General features: G+C 73.4%; 23 protein-coding genes and 1 pseudogene. 13 read left to right on the plus strand and 11 right to left on the minus strand.

From position 1 onward, the window contains the following. Positions 1-65 precede the first annotated feature (65 nt). The 6 genes from ACZ3YL_RS27595 to ACZ3YL_RS27620 all read left to right on the plus strand — a co-directional run bounded on the left by ACZ3YL_RS27595 (position 66) and on the right by ACZ3YL_RS27620 (position 6,298). Complete coding sequence (locus ACZ3YL_RS27595; RefSeq protein ID WP_188303339.1) at positions 66-743, plus strand: response regulator transcription factor; 678 nt, start codon at positions 66-68, stop codon at positions 741-743. A 1-nt stretch (position 744) separates the two neighbouring features. Beyond that, positions 745-2,148, plus strand: a complete 1,404-nt coding sequence (locus ACZ3YL_RS27600; protein WP_188303340.1) for a sensor histidine kinase — start codon at positions 745-747, stop codon at positions 2,146-2,148. A 102-nt stretch (positions 2,149-2,250) separates the two neighbouring features. Further along, complete coding sequence (locus tag ACZ3YL_RS27605; protein ID WP_188303341.1) at positions 2,251-3,387, plus strand: substrate-binding domain-containing protein; 1,137 nt, start codon at positions 2,251-2,253, stop codon at positions 3,385-3,387. Between the two features lie 69 nt (positions 3,388-3,456). Beyond that, a complete protein-coding gene (locus tag ACZ3YL_RS27610; protein WP_411292894.1) occupies positions 3,457-4,236 on the plus strand; it encodes an ATP-binding cassette domain-containing protein in 780 nt (259 codons plus the stop codon). 71 nt (positions 4,237-4,307) lie between these two features. Further along, entirely contained in the window at positions 4,308-5,576 is a 1,269-nt protein-coding gene (locus ACZ3YL_RS27615) for a sugar ABC transporter permease (RefSeq protein ID WP_188303358.1), read from the plus strand. Between the two features lie 50 nt (positions 5,577-5,626). Next, complete coding sequence (locus ACZ3YL_RS27620) at positions 5,627-6,298, plus strand: class I SAM-dependent methyltransferase (protein ID WP_188303343.1); 672 nt, start codon at positions 5,627-5,629, stop codon at positions 6,296-6,298. Positions 6,299-6,469: 171 nt separating this feature from the next. Here ACZ3YL_RS27620 and ACZ3YL_RS27625 read toward each other — a convergent pair whose 3' ends face one another. Then, on the minus strand, positions 6,470-7,915 hold the full coding sequence (locus ACZ3YL_RS27625; RefSeq protein WP_317620936.1) for an aminopeptidase P family protein: 1,446 nt from the start codon (positions 7,913-7,915) through the stop codon (positions 6,470-6,472). 72 nt (positions 7,916-7,987) lie between these two features. Between ACZ3YL_RS27625 and ACZ3YL_RS27630 the strand changes: the two genes are divergently transcribed. From ACZ3YL_RS27630 to ACZ3YL_RS27645, 4 genes are all read left to right on the plus strand, one after another. Then, positions 7,988-8,374 (plus strand): hypothetical protein, encoded by a 387-nt coding sequence (locus ACZ3YL_RS27630; protein WP_465660221.1) that lies wholly within the window; start codon positions 7,988-7,990, stop codon positions 8,372-8,374. 68 nt (positions 8,375-8,442) lie between these two features. Then, positions 8,443-9,084, plus strand: a complete 642-nt coding sequence (locus tag ACZ3YL_RS27635) for a hypothetical protein (protein WP_188303345.1) — start codon at positions 8,443-8,445, stop codon at positions 9,082-9,084. After that, on the plus strand, positions 9,081-9,485 hold the full coding sequence (locus ACZ3YL_RS27640) for a hypothetical protein (protein ID WP_188303346.1): 405 nt from the start codon (positions 9,081-9,083) through the stop codon (positions 9,483-9,485). The genes ACZ3YL_RS27635 and ACZ3YL_RS27640 overlap by 4 nt, the downstream gene beginning before the upstream one ends. Before the next feature lie 411 nt (positions 9,486-9,896). Further along, entirely contained in the window at positions 9,897-10,064 is a 168-nt protein-coding gene (locus tag ACZ3YL_RS27645; RefSeq protein WP_188303347.1) for a hypothetical protein, read from the plus strand. A gap of 36 nt (positions 10,065-10,100) precedes the next feature. Here the strand turns inward: ACZ3YL_RS27645 and ACZ3YL_RS27650 are convergent, their stop codons facing one another. The 5 genes from ACZ3YL_RS27650 to bioB all read right to left on the minus strand — a co-directional run bounded on the left by ACZ3YL_RS27650 (position 10,101) and on the right by bioB (position 17,104). Then, a complete protein-coding gene (locus ACZ3YL_RS27650; RefSeq protein ID WP_465660222.1) occupies positions 10,101-13,052 on the minus strand; it encodes an AfsR/SARP family transcriptional regulator in 2,952 nt (983 codons plus the stop codon). A gap of 232 nt (positions 13,053-13,284) precedes the next feature. Then, on the minus strand, positions 13,285-13,731 hold the full coding sequence (locus tag ACZ3YL_RS27655; protein WP_188303349.1) for a hypothetical protein: 447 nt from the start codon (positions 13,729-13,731) through the stop codon (positions 13,285-13,287). 78 nt (positions 13,732-13,809) lie between these two features. Then, complete coding sequence (bioD, locus tag ACZ3YL_RS27660; protein WP_188303350.1) at positions 13,810-14,544, minus strand: dethiobiotin synthase; 735 nt, start codon at positions 14,542-14,544, stop codon at positions 13,810-13,812. Further along, positions 14,541-15,845, minus strand: a complete 1,305-nt coding sequence (locus ACZ3YL_RS27665; RefSeq protein ID WP_188303351.1) for an adenosylmethionine--8-amino-7-oxononanoate transaminase — start codon at positions 15,843-15,845, stop codon at positions 14,541-14,543. The genes bioD and ACZ3YL_RS27665 overlap by 4 nt, the downstream gene beginning before the upstream one ends. Before the next feature lie 20 nt (positions 15,846-15,865). After that, positions 15,866-17,104, minus strand: coding sequence for a biotin synthase BioB (gene bioB, locus ACZ3YL_RS27670; protein WP_465660223.1), 1,239 nt, complete (start codon positions 17,102-17,104; stop codon positions 15,866-15,868). 237 nt (positions 17,105-17,341) lie between these two features. Here bioB and ACZ3YL_RS27675 point away from each other — a divergent pair, with 237 nt between their 5' ends. Beyond that, positions 17,342-18,193, plus strand: coding sequence for a hypothetical protein (locus ACZ3YL_RS27675; protein WP_188303353.1), 852 nt, complete (start codon positions 17,342-17,344; stop codon positions 18,191-18,193). A 72-nt stretch (positions 18,194-18,265) separates the two neighbouring features. Here the strand turns inward: ACZ3YL_RS27675 and ACZ3YL_RS27680 are convergent, their stop codons facing one another. From ACZ3YL_RS27680 to ACZ3YL_RS27690, 3 genes are all read right to left on the minus strand, one after another. Then, positions 18,266-20,758 (minus strand): DEAD/DEAH box helicase, encoded by a 2,493-nt coding sequence (locus ACZ3YL_RS27680; protein ID WP_223241879.1) that lies wholly within the window; start codon positions 20,756-20,758, stop codon positions 18,266-18,268. Positions 20,759-20,889: 131 nt separating this feature from the next. After that, the gene (locus ACZ3YL_RS27685) at positions 20,890-21,600 is read right to left on the minus strand and encodes a hypothetical protein (RefSeq protein ID WP_465660224.1); all 711 of its coding nucleotides are present in this window, start codon (positions 21,598-21,600) and stop codon (positions 20,890-20,892) included. Continuing rightward, entirely contained in the window at positions 21,593-22,351 is a 759-nt protein-coding gene (locus ACZ3YL_RS27690; protein WP_465660225.1) for a hypothetical protein, read from the minus strand. The genes ACZ3YL_RS27685 and ACZ3YL_RS27690 overlap by 8 nt, the downstream gene beginning before the upstream one ends. A gap of 365 nt (positions 22,352-22,716) precedes the next feature. On the opposite strand from ACZ3YL_RS27690, the gene ACZ3YL_RS27695 reads away from it, so the two are divergent. Together ACZ3YL_RS27695 and ACZ3YL_RS27700 are read left to right on the plus strand one after the other, a co-directional pair. Beyond that, the gene (locus ACZ3YL_RS27695; protein WP_465660226.1) at positions 22,717-23,916 is read left to right on the plus strand and encodes an 8-amino-7-oxononanoate synthase; all 1,200 of its coding nucleotides are present in this window, start codon (positions 22,717-22,719) and stop codon (positions 23,914-23,916) included. Next, complete coding sequence (locus tag ACZ3YL_RS27700; protein WP_188309451.1) at positions 23,917-24,420, plus strand: hypothetical protein; 504 nt, start codon at positions 23,917-23,919, stop codon at positions 24,418-24,420. It abuts the gene before it with no gap. Here ACZ3YL_RS27700 and ACZ3YL_RS27705 read toward each other — a convergent pair. Both ACZ3YL_RS27705 and ligD read right to left on the minus strand, forming a co-directional pair. After that, positions 24,372-25,022, minus strand: a pseudogene (locus ACZ3YL_RS27705) (GNAT family N-acetyltransferase). The gene ACZ3YL_RS27700 and the pseudogene ACZ3YL_RS27705 sit on opposite strands and share 49 nt — an antisense overlap. A 243-nt stretch (positions 25,023-25,265) precedes the next feature. After that, positions 25,266-26,279, minus strand: coding sequence for a non-homologous end-joining DNA ligase (ligD, locus tag ACZ3YL_RS27710; RefSeq protein WP_188309449.1), 1,014 nt, complete (start codon positions 26,277-26,279; stop codon positions 25,266-25,268). Positions 26,280-26,315 lie beyond the last annotated feature (36 nt).

The following is a 26,315-nucleotide window of genomic DNA, read 5'->3' on the forward strand; positions in this document are numbered from 1 at the left end:
ACCGTACCTGAACCCCCGCTTAAGCCCGGTCCGGAGCTCTCAGCCGCACCTGGCACCCTGAACGGATGCACATACTCGTCGTGGAGGACGAACAGCGGATGGCCACCGCGCTGCGGCGCGGCCTGGAGGCCGACGGCCACACCGTCGACACCGCCCACAACGGCCCCGAGGGCCTCGCCCTCGCCGAGCGCCACCCCTACGACGTGATCGTCCTGGACATCATGCTGCCGGGCCTCAACGGCTACCGGGTCTGCGCCCGGCTGCGCGCGGGCGGCTGCCGGGCCGGCATCCTGATGCTCACCGCCAAGGACGGCGAGTGGGACGAGGCCGAGGCCCTGGACACCGGCGCCGACGACTACCTCTCCAAGCCGTTCTCCTTCGTCGTCCTGCTCGCCCGGCTGCGCGCCCTGCACCGCCGGATCGACCAGCAGCGCCCCCGGCTGCACACCCTCGGCGACCTCGTGCTGGACGCCAACGCCCGCACCTGCACCCGGGCCGGCACCCCCACCCACCTGACCGCCCGCGAGTTCGCGATCCTGGAGCACCTGGCGGCCCGGGCCGGGACGGTCGTCTCCAAGCGCGAGATCCTCGACCACGTCTGGGACGCCGACCACGACGCCGACCCGAGCATCGTCGAGGTGCACGTCCACGCCCTGCGCCGCAAGATCGACTCCCCGTTCGGCCGGTCCGCGCTGCAGACCATGCGCGGCGCCGGCTACCGGCTCGACCCGGACGGCGGCTGAGATGCGTCGACTCCCGCACTGGGCGGGCCGGCTCGTCCCCCGTACGGTGCGCGCCCGGGCCACCGCCGCGGCCGGTACGGTGCTGGCCGCCGCGCTCGCCCTGGCCGGGGCCGGGCTGCTCGCCGCCGTCCACGCCGACCTGGTCGCCTCGGCCGCCTCAGCGACCCGGCAGCAGGCCGACTCGGTCGCCCAACTCGCCCTCCAGGGGCGGCTGCCGGCCGTCCTCCACACCGGGCACGGCACCGACTTCCTCCAGGTCGTCGACGCCCGGGGCACCGTCCTCGCCGCCAGCCCCAACCTGGCCGGCCGCGCCGCCGTCGCCACCGAGCGGCGCACCGGCTCGCTCACCACCACCGAGGTCGACCCGCTCTACGACCACCACCGCCAGCGGCTCACCGCCGTCGCCGCCGACACCCCCAACGGGCCGGTCACCGTCTACGCGGGCGCCTCGCTGCGCGCCGCCGACGAGGCGATGGACATCACCCAGGCCGGGCTCGCCGTCGCCTGCCCGCTGCTGCTGCTCACCGGCGTGGTGGTCACCTGGAAGGTCACCGGGCAGGCGCTGCGGCCGGTGGAGGCGATCCGTGCCGAGGTCGACGCCATCACCGGCCAGGACCTGCACCGGCGCGTCCCCGAGCCCGGCACCGCCGACGAGATCGCCCGGCTCGCCGCCACCATGAACGCGATGCTCGACCGGCTGGAGGCCTCCGGCCGCCGCCAGCGGCAGTTCATCGCCGACGCCTCGCACGAACTGCGCAGCCCGCTGGCGGTGCTGCGCACCCAGCTGGAGGTCGCCGACACCCACCCGGACCAGGCCGTCCGCGCCGAACTGGTGCACGGCGCCCTCGCGGACACCGACCGGCTGCAGAACCTCGCCACCGACCTGCTGCTGCTCGCCCGCCTCGACGCCGGCGGCGCCGACGAGCGCCCCCGTCAGCGGATCGACCTCACCGACCTGGTCGCCACCACCGTGCTGGCCCGCCCCTGCGGCCCGCACCGCCGCACCACCGACCTCGCCCCGGAGGTCGCCGTCGACGGCATCCCGCTCTGGCTCGTCCGGCTGCTCACCAACCTGCTGGACAACGCCGAGCGGCACGCGGCCGGCACCGTCCACGTCCGGCTGTCCACCGACCCGGTCCGCGGCCTCGCCCTGCTGGACGTCGAGGACGACGGCCCCGGCATCCCGCCCGCCGACCGGGAGCGCGTCTTCGAACGCTTCACCCGGCTGGACGACGCCCGCTCCCGCGACCACGGCGGCACCGGCCTGGGCCTGTCGATCGCCCGCGACATCGCCCGCCACCACCACGGCACCCTCACCGTCGCCCCGACCCAGAGCCAGACCCAGGCCCAGACCGCGGCCGGCGCCCGGCTCACCGCCGCGATCCCTCTGGCGGCGGATGCCTGAGCGGCCCGCGGGACCCGTTCGGCGCAGCCGGGATCGTGGTGGCGCCCGATGCTTCCCAGACTCGAAGGACGAGGGGGTGGACTCGACCGGAGAGGCATTCTCATGAGCATCGGGCTTCGTCGCATCCTCGCGGTGGCCGCAGTGGTCTCCCTCGGCTTGGGCGCCGCCTCCTGCGGCAGCGCCAAGCAGGCCTCGTCGGGCGGCGGTTCGTCGGGCTCCGCTGCCGCGGGTGCCGGGGCGAGCGGCACCGTGGCGGTGGGGGCGGTGCGGATCGGCCTGTTGCTGCCCGAGACCAAGACCACCCGCTACGAGCAGTTCGACCGCCCGCTGATCGAGCAGCGGATCAAGCAGCTGGCGCCCGAGGCGCAGATCGACTACTACAACGCCAACCAGGACGCGACCCTCCAGCAGACCCAGGTGGACACCGCCCTCACCAAGGGCGACAAGGTGCTGATCCTGGACGCGGTGGACGCCAAGTCGATCCAGTCCTCCGTCCAGAAGGCCCATGACGCGGGCGTCAAGGTGCTCGCCTACGACCGGCTCGCCCAGGGCCCGGTCGACGCGTACGTGTCCTTCGACAACCACAAGGTCGGCGAACTCCAGGGCCAGGCCCTGGTGGCGGCGGTCGGCGGCAAGGCGGGCGCGGGCGAGATCTTCATGATCAACGGCTCGCCCACCGACCCCAACGCGGCCGACTTCAAGGCCGGCGCGCACAGCGCGATCGACGGCAAGCTGAAGATCGGCAAGGAGTACGACACCCCCCAGTGGGACCCGAACACGGCCAACCAGGAGGCCGCCGCCGCGATCACCGCGATCGGCGCGGCCAACGTGGTCGGTGCCTACTCGGCCAACGACGGCATGGCCGCGGGCGTCGCGACCGCCCTCAAGGCGGCCGGCCTGAGCGTGCCGCTCACCGGCCAGGACGCCCAGATCGACGGCATCCAGCGGATCGTGGCCGGCACCCAGACCATGACGATCTACAAGCCGTTCAAGCCGGAGGCCGACGCCGCCGCCCGGATGGCCGTCGCGCTGGCCGCCGGCCAGGCCCTGGACTCCACCCTGGCGCCGACCACGGTCACCAACGGCAGCGGCAACAAGGTGCCGGCCAACCTGATCACCCCGGTCGTCGTCGACAAGAACAACATCAAGACCACCGTGGTCCAGGACGGCCTCTACACCGTCGCCCAGATCTGCACGCCGGACTTCGCCGACGCCTGCAAGAGCGCCGGCCTCCAGTAGCCGGCCGCACCCCCTCGAAGCCGAACGGCCCCGCCCCAGCACGGGTGCGGGGCAAGGGAGTTGGTCACTGTGGCAGGTGAGACCGTACTGGCCCTGCGCGGGGTCTCCAAACGGTTCGGCGCCGTCCAGGCGCTCACCGACATCGAACTGGAGGTGCACGCCGGCGAGGTGCTGGCCCTGGTCGGCGACAACGGCGCCGGAAAGTCCACCCTGGTCAAGGCGATCGCCGGGGTGCACCAGCCCGACGAGGGCGCCATCGAATGGCAGGGCCGGCCGGTCAGCATCCACCGGCCGCAGGACGCCCAGCAGCTGGGCATCGCCACGGTCTACCAGGACCTCGCGCTGTGCGACAACCTCGACGTGGTCGGGAACCTCTTCCTCGGCCGCGAGATCCGCCGCCTCGGCATCCTCGACGAGGTCGCGATGGAGAAGCGCTCCCGGGCACTGCTGGACACCCTCTCCATCCGCATCCCCAGCGTGCGGATCCCGGTCGCCTCGCTCTCCGGCGGTCAGCGCCAGGTCGTCGCGATCGCCCGCGCGCTGATCGGCTCGCCCAAGGTCGTGATGCTGGACGAACCGACCGCGGCCCTCGGCGTCGAACAGACCGCCCAGGTGCTCGACCTGGTCGAGCGGCTGCGCGAACAGGACCACGGCGTGATCCTGATCAGCCACAACATGGCGGACGTGATGGCCGTCGCGGACACCGTCGCGGTGCTGCGCCTCGGCCGCAACAACGGCGTCTTCGACAAGCGCCACACCAACCAGGAAGAGATCATCTCGGCCATCACCGGCGCCACGGACAACGCCGTGACCCGCCGCAGGGCCCGGGGTCAGGAGGGTTCGGAGTGAGCGACCACAATCCCGGGGGCTTCCCCGGCGGCGACCCCGAACGCCACCACCCGCCGCTGCCCGAGGACAGCATGCCCACCGGCGGCGTCAACGCCCCCGTCCCGGTGGCCCCGGAGGCCACCCCCGCGGTCGACCCCCGGCTGATCGTGCGCCAGGAGGGCGTCAGGGGGTATCTGGGCGAGTTCCGCCGGCGGATGCGCAGCGGCGAACTGGGCTCGCTGCCCGTCGTGCTGGCCCTGATCGTGATCTGGGCGGTGTTCGGCAGCCTCAACAGCAGCTTCCTGTCCGCCCAGAACCTGTCCAACCTGTCCCAGCAGATCGTCGGCACCGGCATGATCGCGATCGGCGTGGTCTTCGTGCTGCTGCTCGGCGAGATCGACCTCTCGGTCGGCTCGGTCAGCGGCCTGTGCGCGGCGATCTACGCCGTCCTGAACGTCAGCAACGGCGTCAACCAGTGGGTCGCCCTGATCTCCGCGATCGTCGGCGGCACGATCGTCGGCGCCATCCAGGGCTTCTTCTTCGCCAAGGTCGGCGTCCCGGCCTTCGTCGTCACCCTGGCCGGCAACCTCGGCTGGAACGGCCTGATGCTCCAGGTGCTCGGCGCCAGCGGCACCGTCAACCTCTCCGGCACGGACATCGTCTCCCGGCTCTACAGCACCATCTACGGCCAGCAGATCGCCGCGTACGGCGCGGCGTTCGTCGGAGTGGCGCTGTTCCTGCTCGCCTCGCTGGTCGACGCCCGCCGGCGCCAGGCCGCGGGCGTCCCCTCCCGGCCGGCCGCCGACATCGCACTGCGCACCGTGCTGCTGGCGGTCATCGCCTTCCTTGCCGCCTACACGCTCAACCAGTACAAGGGGCTGCCGCTGGCCCTGCTGATCTTCCTGATCTTCATCGTGGTGCTGGACTTCATGCTGCGCCGCACCTCCTACGGCCGCCAGGTGTTCGCACTCGGCGGCAACATCGAGGGCGCCCGCCGGGCCGGCATCAACATCTCGTGGATCCGGATCAGCGTCTTCGCCATCTGCTCCACCATGGCCGGGATCGGCGGTCTCTTCCTGGCCGCGCAGATCCAGTCCGCCAGCCAGACCTCCGGTGGCGGCAACCTGCTGATGAACGCCATCGCGGCGGCCGTCATCGGCGGTACCAGCCTGTTCGGCGGGCGCGGCACGACCTGGTCGGCGCTGCTGGGTGCGCTGGTGATCGGCTCGATCCAGTCCGGGATGAACATCCAGGGCCTGAGCAACGCCATCCAGTTCATGATCACCGGGGCGGTGCTGCTGGCTGCCGTCGTGGTCGACTCGCTGGCCCGGCGCACCCAGCGGGCGGCCGGGCGGGCGTGAGCGGTGCCCGGTGGGCGTGGGCGGTGCCCGGTGGGCCCTATGCTGCGGGGATGCCGAGTGAGCTGCGAGTTCATCGACCGGACACCGATCAGGCGTTCATCCTGCGGGAGACCGAACTGACGCCCGTGCCCTTCGTGCCCGAGATCCGCCTGCAGATGGCCCAGGACGCCATCGCGCTGTGGGAGACCACCGAACGCGAGCGCGGCCGGGCCGGAATGCCACCGCCGTTCTGGGCGTTCGCCTGGGCCGGCGGGGTCGCGGTCGCCCGCTACGTGCTGGACCACCCCGAACTGGTCGACGGGCGGGCGGTGCTGGACATCGCCGCCGGATCCGGACTGGTCGGGGTGGCGGCCGCGCTGCGTGGCGCGAAGGACGTCCGGGCGGCCGAGATCGACGCCTACGCCGTCGCCGCGATCGGCCTCAACGCCGAGGCCAACGGCGTCCGGGTGGCGGGAGCGCTGGCCGACCTGGTGGACGGCGACGGCGCTCCCGCCGAGGTGGTGCTGGCCGGCGACGTCTTCTACGAACGGGCCATGGCCGCCCGCTTCCTGCCCTTCCTGGAGCGGGCCGCCGCCCGCGGCGCCACCGTGATCGTCGGCGACCCGGGCCGCGCCTACCTGCCCCGGGAGCGGTTCACCGCGGTCGCCGCGTACCAGGTGCCGGTGGTGGCGGACCTGGAGGACACCTCGGTCAAGACCACCACGGTGTGGCGCCTGGGCTGACCGTCCGCGGCCACCGCACCTGGCAGGCCGCCGGCTACCACCCCGAACCGCAGTGGAGCCGCTGGGTCAAGCCGCCGGCGGGCGGGACGACGCCCCCGGCCTGACGCGGCCGGGCCGGACGCGGGCGGCGGCCCGCGCACCGTCCGGACGGCCGCCGAGCGCCGGCGGCCGTCAGCCGCGCAGGCGGGCCAGCCAGGCCTCGACCTCGGCGGAGCCGCGCGGGAGGTCGGCGGAGAGGTTCTCGTTGCCGTCCTCGGTGACCAGGATGTCGTCCTCGATCCGCACCCCGATGCCCCGGTACTCCTCCGGCACCGTCAGGTCGTTCTGCTGGAAGTAGAGGCCGGGCTCGACGGTGAGCACCATGCCCGGCAGCAGCGTCCCGTCGAGGTGCTCCTCGGTGCGCGAGTGGGCGCAGTCGTGGACGTCGATGCCGAGCATGTGGCCCGTCCCGGCCAGGGTGAAGCGGCGGTGCAGGCCCAGCTCGTACACCTTGTCGGCGGTGAGGTCGCCGAACAGGCCCCAGGCGGTGAGGTGTTCGGCCAGTTCGCGCTGGGCGGCGTGGTGGAAGTCGCGGAAGTCGGCGCCGGGCCGGACGGCCGCGATGCCGGCCTCCTGGGCGGCGTGGACGGCGTCGTAGACCTTCCGCTGGATGTCGGTGAAGCGGCCGGAGACCGGCAGGGTGCGGGTCACGTCCGCGGTGTACAGCTCGTTGGTCTCCACGCCGGCGTCGAGCAGCAGCAGGTCGCCGGGGCGGGCCTGGCCGTTGTTGCGCACCCAGTGCAGGGTGGTGGCATGCGGCCCGGCGGCGGCGATGGTGCTGTAGCCGACGTCGTTGCCCTCCAGCCGGGCCCGGACGAAGAAGGTCCCCTCGATGAGCCGCTCCGGCGTCCGGGCGTCGGTGCCGAGGACGCGCACCACGTCCTCGAAGCCGCGGGCGGTCGCCTGGCAGGCGAAGCGCAGCTCGGCGATCTCGAACTCGTCCTTCACCAGGCGCATTCCGGACAGGAACACCTCGAAGTCCGCGTCCCGCTCGGCGACCGCCCGGCCGTCGAGGGCGGCCTCCACCCCGGCGTCGTGCCCGCGCAGCACCCGCACCGGGGCGGTGGCCGCGGCCAGGTCGGCGCGCACGGTGCGGACGTCCCGGCAGGGGAGGCCGAACAGCTTCTCGCTCTCGGTCAGGCTGTTGCGGCGCCCGTCCCACAGTTCGCCGTGGCCGTCCAGCCAGAACTCGCCGCTCTCGATGTCGGAGCGGTCGCGCAGGTAGAGCACCGCGTGGTGGCCGGTGTCCCCGGTGGGCTCCAGCACCAGGACGGCGTCCTGGGACTGGTCGCCGGTCAGGTAGACGTAGTCGGAGGACGGGCGGAACGGGTAGTCGGTGTCATTGGCCCGCACCTTGGGGTTGCCGGACGGCACCACCAGCAGCTCGCCCGGGAAGGCGGCGGACAGCGTGGCCCGGCGGCGCTCGGTGTGGGCGGCCTGCGGGATCGGCTCCAGGCCGTGGCGCTCGGTGTCGGCCCAGCCGTGCTTCATGCTCTCGGCCAGTTCCTCGGTCACCCCGCGCGTGAGGCCGTTCTTGCGGTACTTGATGGGCTCGGTGGGCTGGGCGGACTCGGTCACAGCGGACTCTCCAGTCGGGGGCCTGGGTACGACGCCTCGTCGCGTCGACCCGCCGGGTACGTAACAAGCGTTGTGTACCGTATATCGAACGGAGCCCGAAGAGAAGGGGCCGGTGCTGATGCGGCCGGTGCCGACGGGCTGCGCCGGGTCGCCGACGGCGCCCGGGCGCGGTCCCGCTCCTGCCTCGCCCCCGACCGGCCCGAGATCCGCCGGCTCCTGGAAGCCGACATCGCCGACCGGGCCCACGCCCCGCGCGCCCTCGACGGCGGCCCCTGCTCCACCACCGAACTCGCCCGCACCCTCGCCATCACCCCGCGCTCCGCCTCCGCCCATGCCGTCGCCCTGCGCGCCGTCAGGCTGATCACCACCCGGTGCGAGGGCAAGCAGGTCCGGCACGCGCTCAGCGAGGTCGGGCGCGACCTGCTGCTCGGCAATCCGGCGGTTGCGCGGGCGGGGTAGTGCATATTTTGTCGGTTTGTCAGATCGGAGTTCGGCTGTACACCGCCGAATGGGGCAGGATGATCGGCATGACGGACACCCTCAGCTGGCTCGCGGAGCCGGAGTCGATCGCCTTCGGCGGCTACAGCGTGGTCCTGGCGCGCGGCCTGGATCCGGCGGAACTCGTGGCCCGGATCGCCGCCGAGGCCGTTCCGCGGTGCACCGCGCGACCGCTCGGGCCGTACACCGGCGAGGACCTGATCGAGGAACACGAACTCGACCTCGCCAGCGGGACGGAGGACCTCGCACTACGCCACGGACAGGTCGGCGACCTCGCCTACGCCGTCGCCTACGGCTACTGGCAGGGCGAGTTGGGCATCCCGGCGACCGTCTCGCGCGGCGGCGCCGAGGTGTACCACGTCGAGTACGAGGAGGAGAACGGCAAGCCGGTGCCGCCGAACTTCTCCGCCTCGTGGGACGGGCGGCCGCTCTGCTCCTTCAACCTCCACCTGGACTCCAGCTGGGGCTTCGACGGCGTCGACGGCGACCCGGAGACGGCGGCGGCGGTGACCGCCGACCTGGCCGCCGCCGGACTGCCCGACCCGGAGCGGGAGAAGCGGGACGTCCACCGCACCTGCCTGGAACTGCTCGGCCGCCGCTTCGGGCTGGCCCTGCCGCGCGCGGCGGTGCTGGACGGCGAACTGCCCGCCGTACTGCTGGAGGCCGCGTGACGGCGCAAGGGGAGTCCTGGGCGTTCGGCTGCGCCGAGTGCTACGGCGAGGACGCGCAGGCCGTGTGGGCGCGCCAGCGGGAGGGCTTCGCCTACGAGGCGGCGGTGGTGGCCGACCCGCACTTCGCCGTCTCCGTCCGCCGCTGCCTGGCCTGCGCCCAGCGCTTCGGCTGGATCCGCACCGAGTTCACCGACTGGTCGGGCGGCGACGACGCCAGCTACCTGACGGTCCTGCCGCTGACCGGCCGGGAGGCCACCGCCCTGGCCGTCGGCACCCTCGCCCCGCTCGACCTCGGCCCGCTCGGCGAGGGCCGCCGCCACCTCCACCACGACCGGCCGAGCGGCGGCCCGGACCGACTGCACTGGGCCACCGGGCCGTTCCCGGTCGAGGAAGGCCACTGAGGCGTCAGGGCGGGGACCCCTGACGCCTCGGCTCGGGTGGCGGCTCGGGCCCACACCGGCCGCCGGGCCGCGCTCGGCGGCCGGTGTGGGCCCGGCCGGAGCGCCGGACCGTTGCCGTGGCCCTGGTGGACGACCACGCGGGCGTGACGGGGTGGCTCTCCGGTTCCCCGCCGTGGCCGGTGAGGTGCGGCGGGGTCTTGCGGTCCGCGCCGGGCCCCACTCTCACGGAGGGCGGTAGACGGACTGCCAACGTCCGTCCGGGGACGGCCGGGCCTGCCGGCCCGGAGCCGGGGCGGGGCCGTTGATCGACTGTCTACCCGCTGCTGCGAATGTGCGGACGCTTGGTTCGCACGTGAGCAAGGAGCAACAGAAGTGTTTCCAACAGTGGTGACCCGTACGGTGGTTGGCAGCGTGGCCGTTCTGGCGGCGGTGGCCGGTGCCTTCGCCGTGACGGCGGGGGATCCGGTACGGGAGTCGGCACGGGACGGCTCGTCGGCCTGCGGGGGGTCGACGGACGTGCAGTGCCTGGCGAACAAGGTCGCCTGGAACGGGACGGGGCTGGTCATCCGGTTGAAGTGACCGATCCGTTCGAAGTGACCTACCCGTTCGAATGACCTACCCGTTCGAAGTGACGGACCCGTCGGCGGTGGCCAGCGCCGTCAGCAGCGACTTGGCGTCGGCGGATTCCGGGGCGCCCAGGCCGCTGAGCAGCAGGTGCGCCTGCGCGGCGTGAGCCCGGGCGGCGGAGTGGTCGCCGCGGGCGGTCACCGCATTGGCCAACACCAGGTGGGCGAGAGCGCGTTCGCGCTGTCGCCCACCTCGCGTTGCCAGAGCCAGTGCCCGGTGCGCCTCCTGCACGGCCTCGTCCACCCGCCCGAGCAGGCGCAGCACGTCGGCCAGGCGGCTGCGGGCGGCCGACTCCCGGTCCAGGTCCCCGGCGGGGCCCGCGCGGTCGACGCAGAAGCGCAGCTGGGCGGCGGCCTCGTTCAGCCGGCCGAGCACCTGGAAGGCGAGGCCGAGGACGTAGTGCACATAGGCCGTCATCGCGGGGTCGCCCGGTTCTGCGAGCAGTCGGCGGCAGGTGTCGGCGGCCCCTTCGGCCTGACCGGTGCGGATCCGGGACAGCGCCGCGTTCGCGGTGCTCGCCACCTCGCCCGAGCGGTGACCGAGCCGCCGGGCGAGGGCCGCTGCCTCGTCGAAGGCGCTGATCGCCTCCGCGTGCCGGGCCTGGGCCTGGGCGATCAGGCCCAGGTCGTTGAGGGCCTGCCGGAGCACGGCCGGGTCGTCCGTCTCCGCACAGGCCCGGGCCGCCTGCCGGGCCTGCTCGGCGGCCTCGTCCAGCCGGGCCCGGCCCAGCAGGACGGTGCCCAGCAGGAACCGGGCGCGTCCCTCGGCGGCACGGTCGTGGTTGTCGACCGCGGCGGTGACGAGCAGACGGGCCGCCTCCTCCGCCCGGCCGGCGAAGGCGCCGAGACCGAGCGGGCTGAGGGCGATCAACAGGTCGACGGCCGACCGCAGGGTGGCGGCGTCCGGGTCGAGCGTGGCGACGGCGGCGGCGAGCGCGACGGCACTGGGGGTTTCGGCGCGCGCCCAGTGGCGGGCGTCCGCCAGATCCCCGAAGTCCGGGCAGGTGGCCGGCTCGCCGAAGACATCGGCCACCGGGTCGCCGGGGACGGCGAGGGCGAAGGCCGTACGGGCGCGGGTGAGCAGCAGGGCCAGCAGGCTGCGGTGGGCGGCGGCGCGTTCGTCCGGGCCGTGCCGCAGGGACGTCCGGCGGGCGAAGGCGCGCACCAGGTCGTGGAAGCGGTAGCGGCCGGCGCCGATCGATTCGAGGAGGGCCTGGTCCACCAGGGCCTCGGCGAGGTGCTCCGCCTGGTCTTCGGTCAGGTCGAGGACGGCGGCGGCCGAGGCCAGGCCGATGTCCGGCTCGATCCAGGAGAGTCGGCGGAAGGCTGTGGTGAGGGGTGGCGGGAGAAGCCGGTAACCGAGGTCGAAGACCTGCTCGATGGCGAGGTCGCGGGTGCGGAGCGCGGCCAGGCCCTCCCGGTCGTCGGCGAGGCGCCGGAGGAGGTCCGCGATCGGCTGGTCCGGAGAGGCCGCGAGTTGGGCGGCGGCGATCCGTACGGCGAGCGGGAGGCGGCCGCAGGCCTCGACGAGCTGCTCGGCCTGGGTGTGCTGGGCGGAGCGGCGGGCGCGGCCGATGAGCGAGTCGAGGAGGGCGATCGCCTCCGGGGGGCTGAACACGTCCAGCGGGATGCGTAGGAGGGTGGGGAGGCTGGGCAGTGAGGTGCGGCTGGTGGCGATCACGGCGCAGTCGGAGGAGCCGGGCAGCAGGGGCTGGATCTGGGCGTCATCGTGGGCGTTGTCGAGGACGATGAGGAGCTGCTTGCCCGTGCTGGCCGTCCGGAAGAGTGCGGACCGGCCGGGGAGGTCCTTGGGCACGGCGGCGGGGCGGACGCCCAGGGCGGTCAGGAAGTCCGCGAGGATGTCGGAGGCGCTGGCGGGGACCAGGTCGGCGCCGCGCAGGTCCGCGTAGAGGCGGCCGTCGGGGAAGTCCGGGCGCAGGGCGTGGGCGGCGCGTACGGCGAGGGCGGTCTTGCCGACCCCGGCCATGCCGGTGACGGTCACCAGGCGCAGGCCGGAGGTGGTGCGGTCGGTGAGGGCCCGGGTGAGGTCGGCGACGTGGTGCTGTCGTCCGGTGAAGTGGGGTGGGGTGGTGGGGAGTTGGTCCGGGTCCAACTCGCTCCGAAGCGCGGCGAGTTCGGGCCCCGGCTCGATTCCCAGGTGTTCGACGAAGCGGGAGTGCAGGGCGTCGTAGGTCGCCCGGGCCTCGGCCGTACGGTCGGTGCGGTGCAGGGCGCGGATGAGCAGCCCTTGCAGCCGCTCACGGAAGGGGTGCTCGGCGGTCAACGACCGCAACTCGGCGAGGTGGTCGGCGGGATCGCCGAGCGCGAGGCGCTCTTCCAGGAGCGTGAGCCGCAGTTCCGCCAGTCGCTGCCGCTCCCGCTCCATGAACGGCCCCGGCAGGCCGAGGAGCGGCTCCCCGCGCCAGAGCCCGAGGGCTTCCGTCAGATGCTGCGAGGCCCTCTCGGCGGTGGAGCTGCGGGCGAGTTCATGGAGCTGCCTGACCTGCCACAGGTCGACGCTGCCGGGTTCGACCGCCAGCCGGTACCCGCCCGCCTGGGCGAGCAGGACGGTAGGGGTCTCTCGCACCGGCTCCAGCAGTTTCCGCAGCTGCGAGATGTAGGAGCGGATGGCGACGACCGGCGACCCGGGCGGCTCGTCCCCCCATGAGTCCGCGATCAAATCGTCCATGGAGACCACGGAGTTGACCCGGAGGAGGAGAGAGGCCAGCACCGATCGCTGTCTGGGGGCACCCAGTTCGATGTCAGTACCGGAGCGCTGCACCCGGAGCGGCCCGAGCAACGCGAAGCTCAGCTGATCCGGATCACCAACCGGCCGCAAGGCGTTCCCCCAAAGTCCGAGTCGGCACCGGGATCGCCGACCAGCCTCACATCCTCGCTGGCGCGGCACCCGTTGACAAACGCGCACTCGACTCTCGGCCATCGCCGGTTCGTTCCGGCGTCGGAGTCATCGCCGTGGGGAGCTTCCCGCTCGCGGGCGCCGTCGCCTTCCCGCTGCCTGGCGACATGCCTCCGACGGCGAGCACTCCGGTGTTCGTCCTCGTCCTTCTTGCCACCTCCACGGGCGGACTCACCCTCGCCGCCGGGTGGATGAGGATCCCAAGGAAGTGCGGGCTTCGAGCGCCGGCTCGAAGCCCGCACCGTAGGTCTACTCCTCAGACGCCGTTGAGGGCGTAGTTGCGGAAGGTGGCGAGGAGCGGGAGCACTTCGGTCTTGCTCGGGTCCTCCGTGACGGCCCGCATCGCGTCGATCACGGTGTGGGCGATGACCTTGGTGACGGTGAGGTCGTCGGCTGCGGCGACGGTGCCCCAGGCCTTGAGGGTCTGGGTGAGCAGGGCGCTCATCCGGGCGCCGATGTTGGCGCTGACGGCGTCCGACAGCTCCGCGATCTCCTCGTCGCTCATGCTCGACCTGAGGCCGAAGGCCAGGGCCATCAGCGTGTCCATCGCGTGCTCGCCGTACGCGGCGACCAGCGCCGGCAGCGACCGCTCGTCGGCGCGGCCCGCCGCCAGGGCGGACAGTGCCTCGTCGTCGTCCTTCCACGCCGCCTCCAGGGCGGCCAAGGCCCGGAGGGCCTCGTCCATGCTCAGCCCGTCTGTCATGCGGGCAACGCTATTGAGCCCCTGGTGCCCGAAGGTGCAATTCGGGCACCAGGATCACTCCATCGAGCGAAGCGGGGGCTATTCCGGCCGGTGGACGTGGGCGAAGTGCTCCGCGTTCCAGCTGCCGCCCAGTTCGGGGGCCAGGGAGGCGACGGCCAGGGCGGCGAAGTCCTCGGCCGCGCCGGCCCGTTCGGGCAGGGCGCCGAGCAGCGGGGCGCCGGCCGAGCGGGGCAGGTCGGCGAGGTTGCAGCGTTCGGCGAGGCCGGGCTCGGCGGGCCAGGAGCCGACGAGGACGCCAGCCAGCGGGAGTCGGCGGGCGGCGAGGGCCTCCGCCGTGAGCGAGACGATGTTGAGGGTGCCGAGTCCGGCGGAGGCGATGAGCAGTACCTCGGCGTCGAGGCCGGCGTCCAGGACGGCCCGGGCCTGGTCGGCCAGGGTGCGGCCCTGGTCGTCGTAGCGGACGAGCAGGCCGCCCGCGCCTTCGACGAGGACGAGGTCGTGGGTGGCGGCCAGATCGGCGACGGCGTGGACCACCTCGGCGGGGGAGAGGTAGGGCAGGCCGGAGCGCCGGGCGGCGGTGTCGGGGGCCAGCGGCTCGGGGTAGCGGACCAGCTCACTGATCGTCAGTTCACCTGCCAGCCGCCGCACTTCGGCCGCGTCGCCGGGCTCGTCCGGGGTCACGCCGGTCTGCCCGGGCTTGAGCACGGCGACCTTCCGGCCGTCCCGCAGCGCCGCCGAGGCGAGGGCCGCCGTGGCGACGGTCTTGCCGACGTCCGTGTTGGTGCCCGTCACGAACAGGATGCGCGCGCTCATCCGGCCACCGCCGCGGCGGTCACGGCGGCAGCGATCCGTGCCACGTCCTCGTCCTCCGTCACATAGGGGGGCATGGTGTAGATCAGGTCCCGGAAGGGGCGCAGCCAGACGCCCTCGCGGGCGGCGGCCTCGGTGGCCGCCGGGACGTTCACGGGGTGGTCCAACTGGACGACGCCGATGGCGCCTTGGACCCGTACGTCGTGGACGCCCGGAAGCTCGGCGGCCCGAGCGAGGCCGTCCCGCAGGCCGCCCTCGATGCGCTTGACCTCCACCGCCCAGTCCTGCCCGAGCAGCAGGTCCAGCGAGGCGTTGGCGGCGGCGCAGGCCAGCGGGTTGCCCATGAAGGTCGGGCCGTGGGCGAGGACGGGCATCTCGCCGCGGCTGATGCCGTCGGCGATCCGAGTCGTGCACAGGGCGGCGGCCAGGGTCAGGTAGCCGCCGGTGAGGGCCTTGCCCAGGCACATCACGTCCGGGGCGACGCCCGCGTGGTCGGCGGCGAACAGGGCGCCGCTGCGGCCGAAGCCGGTGGCGATCTCGTCGAAGACGAGCAGCACGCCGTGGCGGTCGCAGAGTTCGCGCAGCATCCGCAGGTAGGCGGGGGAGTGGAACTGCATGCCGCCCGCGCCCTGGACCACCGGTTCGACGATGACGGCGGCCAGCTCGTCGGCATGACGGGCCATCAACTCTTCGAACTGGGCGGCGTATTCGGGGTCGAGCGGGGCGTCGAAGCCGGCCGGCGGCTGCGGCGCGAAGAGCTGTCCGGGCAGCACCCCGCCCCACAGGTGGTGCATCCCGCCGTCCGGGTCGCAGACCGACATCGGGTGGAAGGTGTCGCCGTGGTAGCCGCCGCGCCAGGTCAGCAGCCGGCGCTTCCGCGGCTGCCCGAGGGACTGCCAGTACTGCAGGCACATCTTCATCGCGACCTCGACGGCGACCGAGCCCGAGTCGGCGAGGAAGACGTGCTGCAGCGGTTCCGGGGTGATCTCCACCAGCCGGGCGGCCAGCCGGACGGCGGGCTCGTGGGTGAGCCCGCCGAACATCACGTGGCTCATCCGTCCCAGCTGCTCGCGCACCGCCTCGTCCAGCACCGGGTGCCGGTAGCCGTGGATCGCCGCCCACCAGGACGACATCCCGTCGACCAGCTCGCGCCGCCCGCCCGCGACGGGCTCGGCCAGGCGCAGTCGCACGCCCGAGGCGGACTCGACCACGTACGGGGTGACGGTGCCGGGCATCGGCCCGTACGGGTGCCAGACGTGCGCCCGGTCGAGGGTGAGCAGCGTGTCCGCGGACAGCTGGGACATGGTGAGATCTCTCCGAAGGGTCAGGCGTTGGGCGCGAGTTCGGTGCCGGCGCCGCGACGGCGGACCTTGACCAGGTCGCTGCGCAGCTCGTCGTCGTCCGGAGCCTCGGTGGTCTCCGGGGCGGCCGGGGCGTCCTCGGGAGCGGCGTGCGCGTGCCCGCCGCACGGCCCGCAGCCGCCGCCGCTGCCGCACGCCGAGGCGGCGGTGCCGCAGCCCGAGGCCGTCGTGCCGCAGGACGAGGCGGCGGCGATGTCGGCGCGGTGGCGGGGCAGGGTGGCCTCGCCGGCGCCCTCGACCTCGAAGCCCGCGTCCTTGATCATGTCGAGGTCGGCCTGTCCGGCCTGGCCCTCGCTGGTCAGGTAGTCGCCGAGGAAGATCGAGTTGGCGATGTGCAGGCCGAGCGGCTGCATGGTGCGCAGGTGCACCTCGCGCCCGCCGGCGATCCGCACCTCGGTGTCGGGGTTGACGAAGCGGACCATCGCCAGGATGCGCAGGCAGCGCTGCGGGGTGAGGTTCCACTCCTTGGCGAGCGGGGTGCCCTCGAAGGGGATGAGGAAGTTGACGGGGACGGAGTCCGAGCCCAGCTCGCGCAGCGCGAACACCACGTCGACGAGGTCCTCGTCGCTCTCGCCCATGCCGGCGATCAGGCCGGAGCAGGCGGACAGGCCCGCGCCGTGGGCCTTCTGGACGGTGTCCACCCGGTCCGCGTAGGTGTGGGTCTTGGTGATGGTCCCGTAGGTGCTCTCGGAGGTGTTCAGGTTGTGGTTGTAGGCGTCGGCGCCGGCCGCCTTCAGCCGCTCGGCCTGGTTGTCGGAGAGCAGGCCGAGGCAGACGCAGATCTCGACCTCGGGGTCGGCGTCCTTGATGGCGGCCATGGTGTCGGTGACCCGGTCGATGTCACGGTCCGTCGGGCCGCGGCCGCTGGCGACCAGGCAGACCCGCTTGGCGCCGCCGGCCACCCCGGCGCGGGCGGCGTCGGCGGCCTGGTCCGGCTTGAGCCAGGTGTACTTGAGGATCTCGGCCTTGGACCCGAGCCGCTGGGAGCAGTAGGAGCAGTCCTCGGGGCAGAGCCCGCTCTTGAGGTTCACCAGGTAGTTGAGCTTGACCCGGCGGCCGAACCAGCGGCGGCGCACCTTGCCGGCCGCGGCGACCACGTCGAGCAGCTCGTCGTCGGTGGTGGCGAGGACGGCCAGGGCCTCCTCGCGGGTCGGGACTTCGCCGCGCAGGCCCTTGGCGGTGAGGGTATCGAGCAGATCCATGGGGCCGATCCTGCCTGGTGGCGCTCGAATGGCGCCAGAGCAAACCCACCAGAAGATCTCCGGAAGGATGTGCCGATTGCCACAGTGTCGAAGCTCACGGCGTCGGCGCTGGTCACGAGCTTGACGGTGGCCCCGGAGCCCGGTTACCGACGGGTAGCGCGAACGCCGCCGGAGCGAAGATCGACAGCGCCCGACCCCGTGACCCACGCCACCCGGCGGGTGCTTAGAATCTGCGCCATGACCACGCAGGGGGAGCGCACCCCGACTCCGGGAGAGGGCCGCGACGGCCGGGCAGGACAGCGGACCGGCGGGGGTCCCGTCGAGGCGGAACGCCGGCGCGGCCGGCGGGTCACCGCCCGCCGGGCGGTCGGCTGGGTCGTCATGGTGGGCGTGGTCGCGGCCGGCGGATGGATCATCACCCAACCGATGCCCGGCGACTACATACCCGGGCTGGGCCCGTCCCACAAGGACGCCTCCAGCACGCCCCCCGTGGTGGGCTCCCCGCCGCCGACCACCGACCCCGAGGGCCTCAACGCGGACAACCTGTTCCCCGCCCAGCGCCCGGTCGAGGTCGCCGGCTACAAGGCCCGGCGCGGCGGCATCCGGCAGGGCGAGAAGTGCGACGAGGTGCTCCAGGACCGTACCCAGGAGCTGCTCAAGGACAGCGGCTGCCAGGCCTACCTGATCGTCAGCTTCACCGGCGTCGACCACCCGGTGCGCAGCAGCGTCACCCTGCTGCGCTTCGCCGACCAGGCCGCCGCCGCCAGGGCCGCCGACACTCTGCGCGGCAAGCCCGGCGTGGTCGCCTTCATGCTCGCCGACACCAACATCGCGCCCGCCCCGTCCGCCGGCAGCGCCAAGCCGGGCAGCGAGGCCCGGGTCGAGGCGGTCGGCCACTACGTGACCGTCACCAGCTCCCGCCCCGGCGACGCCCGCCCGGCCGACACCGCCTCCTCGAACCCGGCGCCGTCCACCCCGGCGTCGTCCACCCCGGCGCCGACCGCATCCGGTTCAGGCGGTGAGCCGAACCTGGACGAGGCCACCCGGGCGCTGTCCTACGCGGCGGGTCAGCCGTTTGTGTGGATGTGACAAACGCCAAGGGGCCCGGCGCGCGCCGGGCCCCTTTTTGACGTTCACTCAACCGTCGATCCTGACGGAGGGTCAGCCGTCGAGCCGGTCCACCGCGGTGACCCGCAGCACCGCCCGGCCCTCCTCGTCGGAGCCGTACAGGTCGACCTCGGCGCTGATGCCCCAGTCGTGGTCGCCCTCCGGGTCGTCGAAGATCTGCCGGACCTTCCAGGCGGAGTCCTCCTCCTCGATGATCAGCATCTTGGGGCCGCGCGCGTCCGGGCCGGTGCCGAGGTCGTCGTACTCGTCCCAGTAGCCGTCCATGGCGTCCGCCCAGCGGTCGGCGTCCCAGCCGTACTCGCCGTCCAGCTCGCCGAGGACGTTCCAGTGCTCCAGGGCGCACAGCTCCACCCGGCGGAACATCTCGTTGCGCACCAGCACCCGGAACGCCCGGGCGTTCGCCGTCACCGGCGCCGGCTTGTCGTCCAGGGTGACCTCGGGGGTGGCCGGGTCGGTCGGGTTGGCCAGCTGCTCCCACTCGTCCAGCAGGCTGGAGTCGACCTGGCGGACCAGCTCGCCGAGCCAGGCGATGACGTCCTTGAGGTCGTCCGTCTTCACATCCTCGGGGACGGTCTGCTCCAGCGCCTTGTACGCGCCGGCCAGGTAGCGCAGCACGATGCCCTCGGTGCGGGCCAGTTCGTAGAAGCCGACGTAGTCCGAGAAGGTCATCGCCCGCTCGTACAGGTCGCGCACCACGGACTTGGGCTGGAGCTGGTGGTCGCCGATCCACGGGTGCGCCCGGCGGTACACCTCGTACGCGTGGGTGAGCAGCTCCTCCAGCGGCTTCGGGTAGGTGATCTCCTGGAGCCGCTCCATCCGCTCCTCGTACTCGATGCCGTCGCGCTTCATCTCGCCGACGGCCTCGCCGCGGGCCTTGTTCTGCTGGGCGGCGAGGATCTGGCGCGGGTCGTCGAGGGTCGCCTCGACCACCGAGATCACGTCCATCGCGTACGAGGGCGAGGTCGGGTCGAGCAGCTCGAAGGAGGCCAGCGCGAAGGTGGAGAGCGGCTGGTTGAGCGCGAAGTTCTCCTGGAGGTCCAGGGTCAGCCGGACGATCCGGCCCTCGGCGTCCGGCTCCGGCAGCCGCTCCACCACGCCGCCCTCCAGCAGCGAGCGGTAGATGGCGATCGTGGTGCGGATGTGCCGGCGCTGGGCGGCCTTGTCCTCGTGGTTGTCGGTCAGCAGCTTGCGCATCGCCTCGAAGGCGTTGCCCGGGCGGCCGATCACCGAGAGCAGCATCGCGTGGCTCACCTTGAACCGGGAGACCAGCGGCTCCGGGTCGGCGCCGATCAGCTTCTCGAAGGTCTCCTCGGTCCAGCCGACGAAACCCTCCGGCGCCTTCTTCCGCACCACCTTGCGCTTCTTCTTCGGGTCGTCGCCGGCCTTGGCGATCGCCTTGTCGTTCTCGATCACGTGCTCCGGCGCCTGGGCGACCACCTGGCCGACGGTGTCGAAGCCGGCCCGGCCGGCCCGCCCGGCGATCTGGTGGAACTCACGGGCGCGCAGGATGCGCACACGCTGTCCGTCGTACTTCGACAGGGCGGTGAACAGCACCGTGCGGATCGGCACGTTGACGCCGACGCCGAGCGTGTCCGTCCCGCAGATCACCTTCAACAGGCCCGCCTGGGCGAGGCGTTCGACCAGCCGGCGGTACTTCGGCAGCATGCCCGCGTGGTGCACGCCGATGCCGTGGCGGACGAAACGGGACAGGTTGCGGCCGAACTTGGTGGTGAAACGGAAGCCGCCGATCAGCTCGGCGATGGCCTCCTTCTCCGCCTTCGAGCACATGTTGATGCTCATCAGCGACTGCGCCCGCTCCACCGCCTCCTTCTGGGTGAAGTGCACGACGTAGACCGGCGCCTGGCCGGTCTGCAGCAGCTCCTCCAGGGTGTCGTGCATGGTGGTGCGGCGGTACTCGTAGAACAGCGGCACCGGGCGGGTCGCGTTGCGCACCACCGTGGTGGGACGGCCGGTGCGGCGGGTCAGGTCCTCCTCGAAGCGGCGCACGTCGCCGAGCGTCGCCGACATCAGCAGGAACTGCGCCTGCGGCAGCTCCAGCAGCGGGATCTGCCACGCCCAGCCGCGGTCCGGCTCCGCGTAGAAGTGGAACTCGTCCATCACCACCTGGCCGATGTCCGCCCGGGTACCGTCCCGCAGCGCGATCTGCGCCAGCACCTCGGCCGTGCAGCAGATGATCGGCGCGGTCGGGTTGACGCTCGCGTCGCCCGTCATCATGCCGACCTGCTCGGTGCCGAACATCTTCACCAGGTCGAAGAACTTCTCCGACACCAGCGCCTTGATCGGCGCCGTGTAGAACGTCCGCTGCCCCTCGGCCAGCGCCGCGAAGTGCGCACCCGCCGCCACCAGGGACTTGCCCGAGCCGGTCGGCGTCGCGAGGATCACGTTGTTCCCCGAGACCAGCTCGATCAGCGCCTCCTCCTGCGCCGGGTACAGCGTGATCCCGCGCTCCTGCGCCCAGGCTGCGAAGGTCTCGTACAGCGCGTCGGGGGTGGCGGGCTTCGGCATCAGATCAAGGAGGGTCACCGGGCTATCTTGCCTGCTCGCCGCCACCCCGGGCAAAGCCCGGTGGCGGGGCGGCGGGGCGGCGAGGACGGAAGGCAGTGGCGGGGCGGCGAGGCCGGAAGGGCGCGGCGGGGTCAGAACGGAGCGGTGGGGGACTGCCCGGCCAGCTGGGGGGCGTTGGCGCAGCCCTGGGCGCGGACGAGTTCCCGCGCGGTGCGCAGCGCGGCGTCGACGCGGATCTGGTGGACCCTGGCGGCGGGCGTCTCGGCGGCGCCGCGGTCGCCGGTGATCGTGATCTTGCGGTACGGGGGCGGGGCGGTGCCGCTCTTCTCGCGGGCGGCGGGGGCGGCGGGGGCGGCGGGGGCGGCGGGGGATGCGGGGGCGGCGGGGGAGTCGCAGCGGACCACCAGCTGCACCGTGCCGTCGTGGAAGAGCCAGCCCTGCGCGCCGGAGCCGAACTCCAGCCGGGCGGGGCGGACCGGTGCCCAGCCGACGTTCTCCGCGTCGGTCTTCGTCCGCAGGAACCGCTCGTCCGCGAGCGCGACCTCGATCTTCGCGACCCAGTGGGTCCGGGCGTCGTCGCCCTTCCAGTCCACGGCGCAGACCGGATCGGCGAGGGCGTTCCGGCTGTCCAGCTGCTCCGTCCCCTGCCAGACGACGGCCTGGTGACCCTCGCCGGACAGCTCCGCGAGGTCGTCGTGGGTGAACGCGTTCCAGCAGGCGTCCGTCGGCACGTCGGCCGACTGCGCGGACCGCCACCACCAGGCCCCGCCACCGACGCCGGCGGCCAGCACCGCCGCACCGAGGGCGACCGGCAGCACGCGCCGGCGCGAGCGCTCAGCCATGGGCCTTCCCCTTCTCCTGCTTCTCCCCCACGAGACCGGGCATCGCCGGTGCGGTGGTGGGCAGTTGCACCTGGTTGGTGCACCGGTACTCGGCCGCGGCGGCCCGGGCGATCTTCAACGCGATGTCGCCGTACGCCCGACTCCCCTGCTCCGACGGCGCGGCGACGACCCCGTCGCTCCCGACGTCGACACGGAAGTACGGCGGCGCCGTCCTGTGCTTGGGATCGGTCGCGGCGGGCACCTGGAAGTCGCACCGCACGTACAGCCGGACGCGGTGGCTACCGTCCGCCGTGGCCAGCCAAGCCGCGCCGGGACCGCCGTCCAGCGGGGTCACCCGGCGGTCGCGCGCGGTGTCCTGGGCGCGGTCGGCGTCGATGCCGCTCCAGGCGGGGTCGACCCGTACGGCCAGCAGCCGGCCCTGGCGGCCGTCGTCCCCGTGCCAGGAGAGCTGGCACGCGTTGCTGCGGATCTCGTTCTCCTGCGGCGAGGTCGGCGTCTGGATCCGGGGGCGGGGCGCGACCTCGGACACCGTCCCGTACGCTCCGGCGAGCGGCTTCAGGTCCGCCTCGGAGAGCGCCGACCAGCAGGCGCTGCGCGGGATCTCCAGCGATCGCCACGGCCGCCACACCCACAGCACGCTGCCCGCGATGAGGGCCACCCCCAGGACCCCCGCCGACCACGGCACCCACCGCCGCCGGGGCGGCCGCGGGTCGTCGGGCGGGTTCGGAACGAAGTGCGCGACGTCGACCATGGTTCAGCTTTCCGTCCGTATCGGGGTTGCGAGGGCCGGGGCCGGGAATAGTCGTTTCGTTGTCCCGGCCGAATCGGCGGAATCAGCTGGGCCGGCCAAGCGCCGCGGATACATTCGACGATCGAATTCGAAGTTCGCCACGTGTCCATCCTCCAAAGGGAGACCGGCACGGAGCGTACCGAAATCATCGAAGCTCCGTGGGGGAATCCGGCGCGAATGGCCGACCGAGAATACGGAATGAGAGATTCGGTATTTTCGATATTCACTCGCGGTGAACCCGGGTGGACGGCGACAAGAACACCCCGGCCGAGTTGTGCCGAGTCGCACATTGCCGCCGTCTCGCGGGGCGTGCCAGAGTGCCGGGCATGACCCTCCCGCTGACGTCCGCACCGCCCGTCGCCCCGCCCGCCCCGGGGCACGTCTTCGACTGGCTCGACGAGGCCGCCGCACTGCGGGCCGACGCCGGGCTGACCCGCAGACTGCGCAGCCGGGGCGCGGAGGACCGGGTGCTGGACCTCGCCGGGAACGACTACCTGGGGCTGACCCGCCACCCGGCGGTGACCACGGCCGCCGGAGAAGCGGCGCGGCGCTGGGGCGGCGGGTCCACGGGCTCCCGGCTGGTGACGGGGACGACCGCGCTGCACACCGAACTCGAGGCGGAACTCGCCGAGTTCTGCGGAGTGGAGGCCGCGCTGGTGTTCTCCTCCGGGTACACCGCGAACCTCGCCGCACTGACCGCGCTGACCGACCCGGACACCCTGATCGTCTCCGACGCCTACAACCACGCCTCGCTGATCGACGGCTGCCGGCTCGCCCGCGCCGACGTCCACCGGGCCCCGCACAGCGACCCGGCGGCCGTCGCCGAGGTGCTCGCCGGACGGCAACAGCAGCGGGCGCTGGTGGTGACCGACTCGGTGTTCTCGGTGGACGGCGACGCGGCGCCGCTGCGCGGGCTGTCCGAAGCCGCCCGGGCGCACGGCGCCGCGCTCCTGGTGGACGACGCCCACGGGCTGGGCGTCCTCGGCCCCGGCGGGCGCGGCGCCCTGGCCGCCGCCGGGCTGGCCGGGGCGCCGGACACCGTCGCCACCGTGACCCTCTCCAAGTCCCTCGGCTCCCAGGGCGGCGCCGTCCTCGGCCCGCACCGGGTGATCCGGCACCTCACCGAGACCGCCCGCACCTTCATCTTCGACACCGGCCTCGCCCCGGCCGCCGCCGGCGCCGCCCTCGCCGCCCTGCGGCTGCTGCGCGCCGAACCCGCCCGCGCCGCCCGCGCCCGCGAAGTCGCCCGCACCCTCTCCGCCCGGCTGAGCGCCGCCGGCCTGCACGCCTGCGAGCCCGACGCCGCCGTGGTCTCGGTCCGCGCCCCCGGCCCGGAGGCCGCCGTCACCTGGGCCGCCGACTGCCTCCGGGCCGGCCTCGCCGTCGGCTGCTTCCGCCCCCCGTCCGTCCCGGACGGCATCTCCCGCCTGCGCCTGACCGCCCGCGGCGACCTCACCGACGCCCAGATCACCGAGGCCGTCCGGATCATCGCCGACCTGGCCCCGGCGGGCGCCCGGAGCGCCTAGATGGGCGATCTGCGCTGGGAGGACCACCAGGGGTGGCTGCTGGATCCGGACCGGGACGGCTGGCTGCCGGGTGAGGGCATCGCGGACACCGCGGTGGCGGACTGGCAGGCGCTGCTGGACCTGGTGGTGGAGGAGGGCTGGGGCCGGACCTTCGTCGTCGGCTGCTTCGAACTGCCGTGGCCGCGGGCGGAGGAGGTGCTGTCCCGGCCGGTGGGTGCCGCGTGCCCGGTGCTGAGTGTGCGGCCGGGGCCGGAGGTCGGTGCGGTGTTCCGGTTCCGCGGGGCGGGGCGGATCGACTTCGACGTGGACGTCGAGCGGCTCCGCGGCCAGGAAGGGCTGGACGTGCTGTGCGGGTTCCTGGCCGCGGTCGGGCGGCGGCTGGGCAGGTCGGTGCCGACGTACGTCGAGGGCGACGGCCCGTTCCTCGGCTACGACCTGGAGGCCGACCGGGTCCGCTACGGCCGCCCGAGGACCAGCAGGGCCTCCGCGCCCACCGGCCGGTAGCCCGCTGCCTGGAAGGCGCGGACGCTGGGGGCGTTGCCGGGGGCCTGCTGCGCCCAGACGGCGTCGCCCTCGGGCAGCAGGTGGCGGGCGGCGGTGGCCAGGGTGCGGCCGAGGCCGCGGCCCTGGGCGGTGGGGTCGACCTCGACGGCGGTCTCCCAGCGGCCGGCCACGCCGCGGCCGAGGATGAGCACGCCGCCGTCGGCCTGGTACACCCGGACGTCCTCGCGGTAGCGCAACGCCCTTACCACGCGGGGGTGTTAGCGGTCCTCGACCGGGGTGAGCGGCAGTGGTGGCGGGCCCGGGAGGCGGTCGGCGACGCTGAGCAGGTCGACGTTGTTGACGGTCCGTCCGGTCCGCTCGGCGAGGGCGGTCAGGAAGGGCGGGCAGAGCGGCGCGGACAGCGGGTCGCCGGGGTCGGCGGCGAGGGTTCGGTGCACCCAGGCCGGGTCCTGGTCGGCGAACACCACGGCGTGCGCGGCGAAGGCGATCACCCCGGCCTCGCGCGGCGTCGGCTGAGGCAGCACCGTCACCGCCCCGTCCGGTGGCGGGAACACCCCGCCCGCCGCGTCCGCCAGGATCTCCGCCAGCCCCCGTACGCCCATCACGAATCCCTTTCGGTCCCGGTCGATGATCGCCAGCCTAGCCCCGGCGCCAGACCAACGGGTGACGCCGGAAGGGCAGTTGCCGGAGCGTGCACCCCGGAGGCTGCCGCCTGGTGTACGCCCGCACCGCGGCGGACGTGCGCTGCGGCCATGCCACCGGGGCCGTCACCGCCGGGCGCCGGGCGGCAGGGCGCGCAGCAGCAGCGGGTGGTGGTCGTTGTGGTCGAAGGGCAGCCGGTCGGACTAGGCCGGCTTCCTGCGGGCCCGGCTGGGCTGTACCCGGGGTGGCTCGCCGACGGCCTTGGGGTGGTCGGGCGGGTACGGGAGTTCGCCGAGGCCCTCGTCGTGGAGCTGCTTGTCGTAGAGCTCCAGCAGGGCGTCGAGTCGGAAGGCGTGGTCCGCCATCTCGGCGTTGGGGTCGCCGAGTTCGGCGAAGCGGGCGGGGACGGTCCGCAGGTCGAAGTCCTCGGGGGAGGCGTCGTCCAGCTCGTCCCAGCGCAGCGGGGTGGAGGCGGTGGCGCGGGGGCGGGCGCGCAGTGAGTAGGCGGAGGCGATGGTGCGGTCGCGGGCCATCTGGTTGTAGTCGACGAAGATGCGTTCGCCGCGTTCCTCCTTCCACCAGGCGGTGGTGACCTTCCCGGGCATCCGCTGTTCCAGCACCCGGCCGAGGGCGATCACCGCGTGCCGGCCGTCGGTGAAGGTCCACTCGGGGGCGAGCGGCACGTAGACGTGCAGCCCGCGCCCGCCGGAGGACTTGGGCCAGCCGCGCAGTCCGTGTTCCTCGAGCAGGGCGCGCAGTTCGTGGGCGGCGCGGACGGCGTCGTGGAAGTCGGTGCCGGGCTGCGGGTCGAGGTCGATGCGCAGTTCGTCGATGTGGTCGGTGTCGCCGCGCCGGACCGGCCAGGGGTGGAAGGTGAGGCAGCCCAGGTTGGCGGCCCACAGGACGGCGGCGGGTTCGGTGGGGCAGATCTCGTCGGCGGAGCGGCCGCTGGGGAACTCGATCCGGGCGGTGGGCAGCCAGTCCGGCAGGCCTTTGGGTGCGCGCTTCTGGTAGAAGAACTCGCCGTCGACGCCGTCGGGGAAGCGTTGCAGGGTGGTGGGCCGGTCCCGCAGTCCGTGCAGCACTCCGTCGGCGACGGCCAGGTAGTACTGCGCGACGTCCAGCTTGGTGAAGCCGCGCTCGGGGTAGTAGACCTTGTCCGGGTTGGACAGCCGGACGGTGCGCCCGGCGACTTCCAGTTCGACGGCTGAGCCCATGGTCCCCACGCTAAGGGGGCCGGGCCCGGCGCGCGC

This window comes from Kitasatospora sp. NPDC023176, assembly GCF_055560495.1.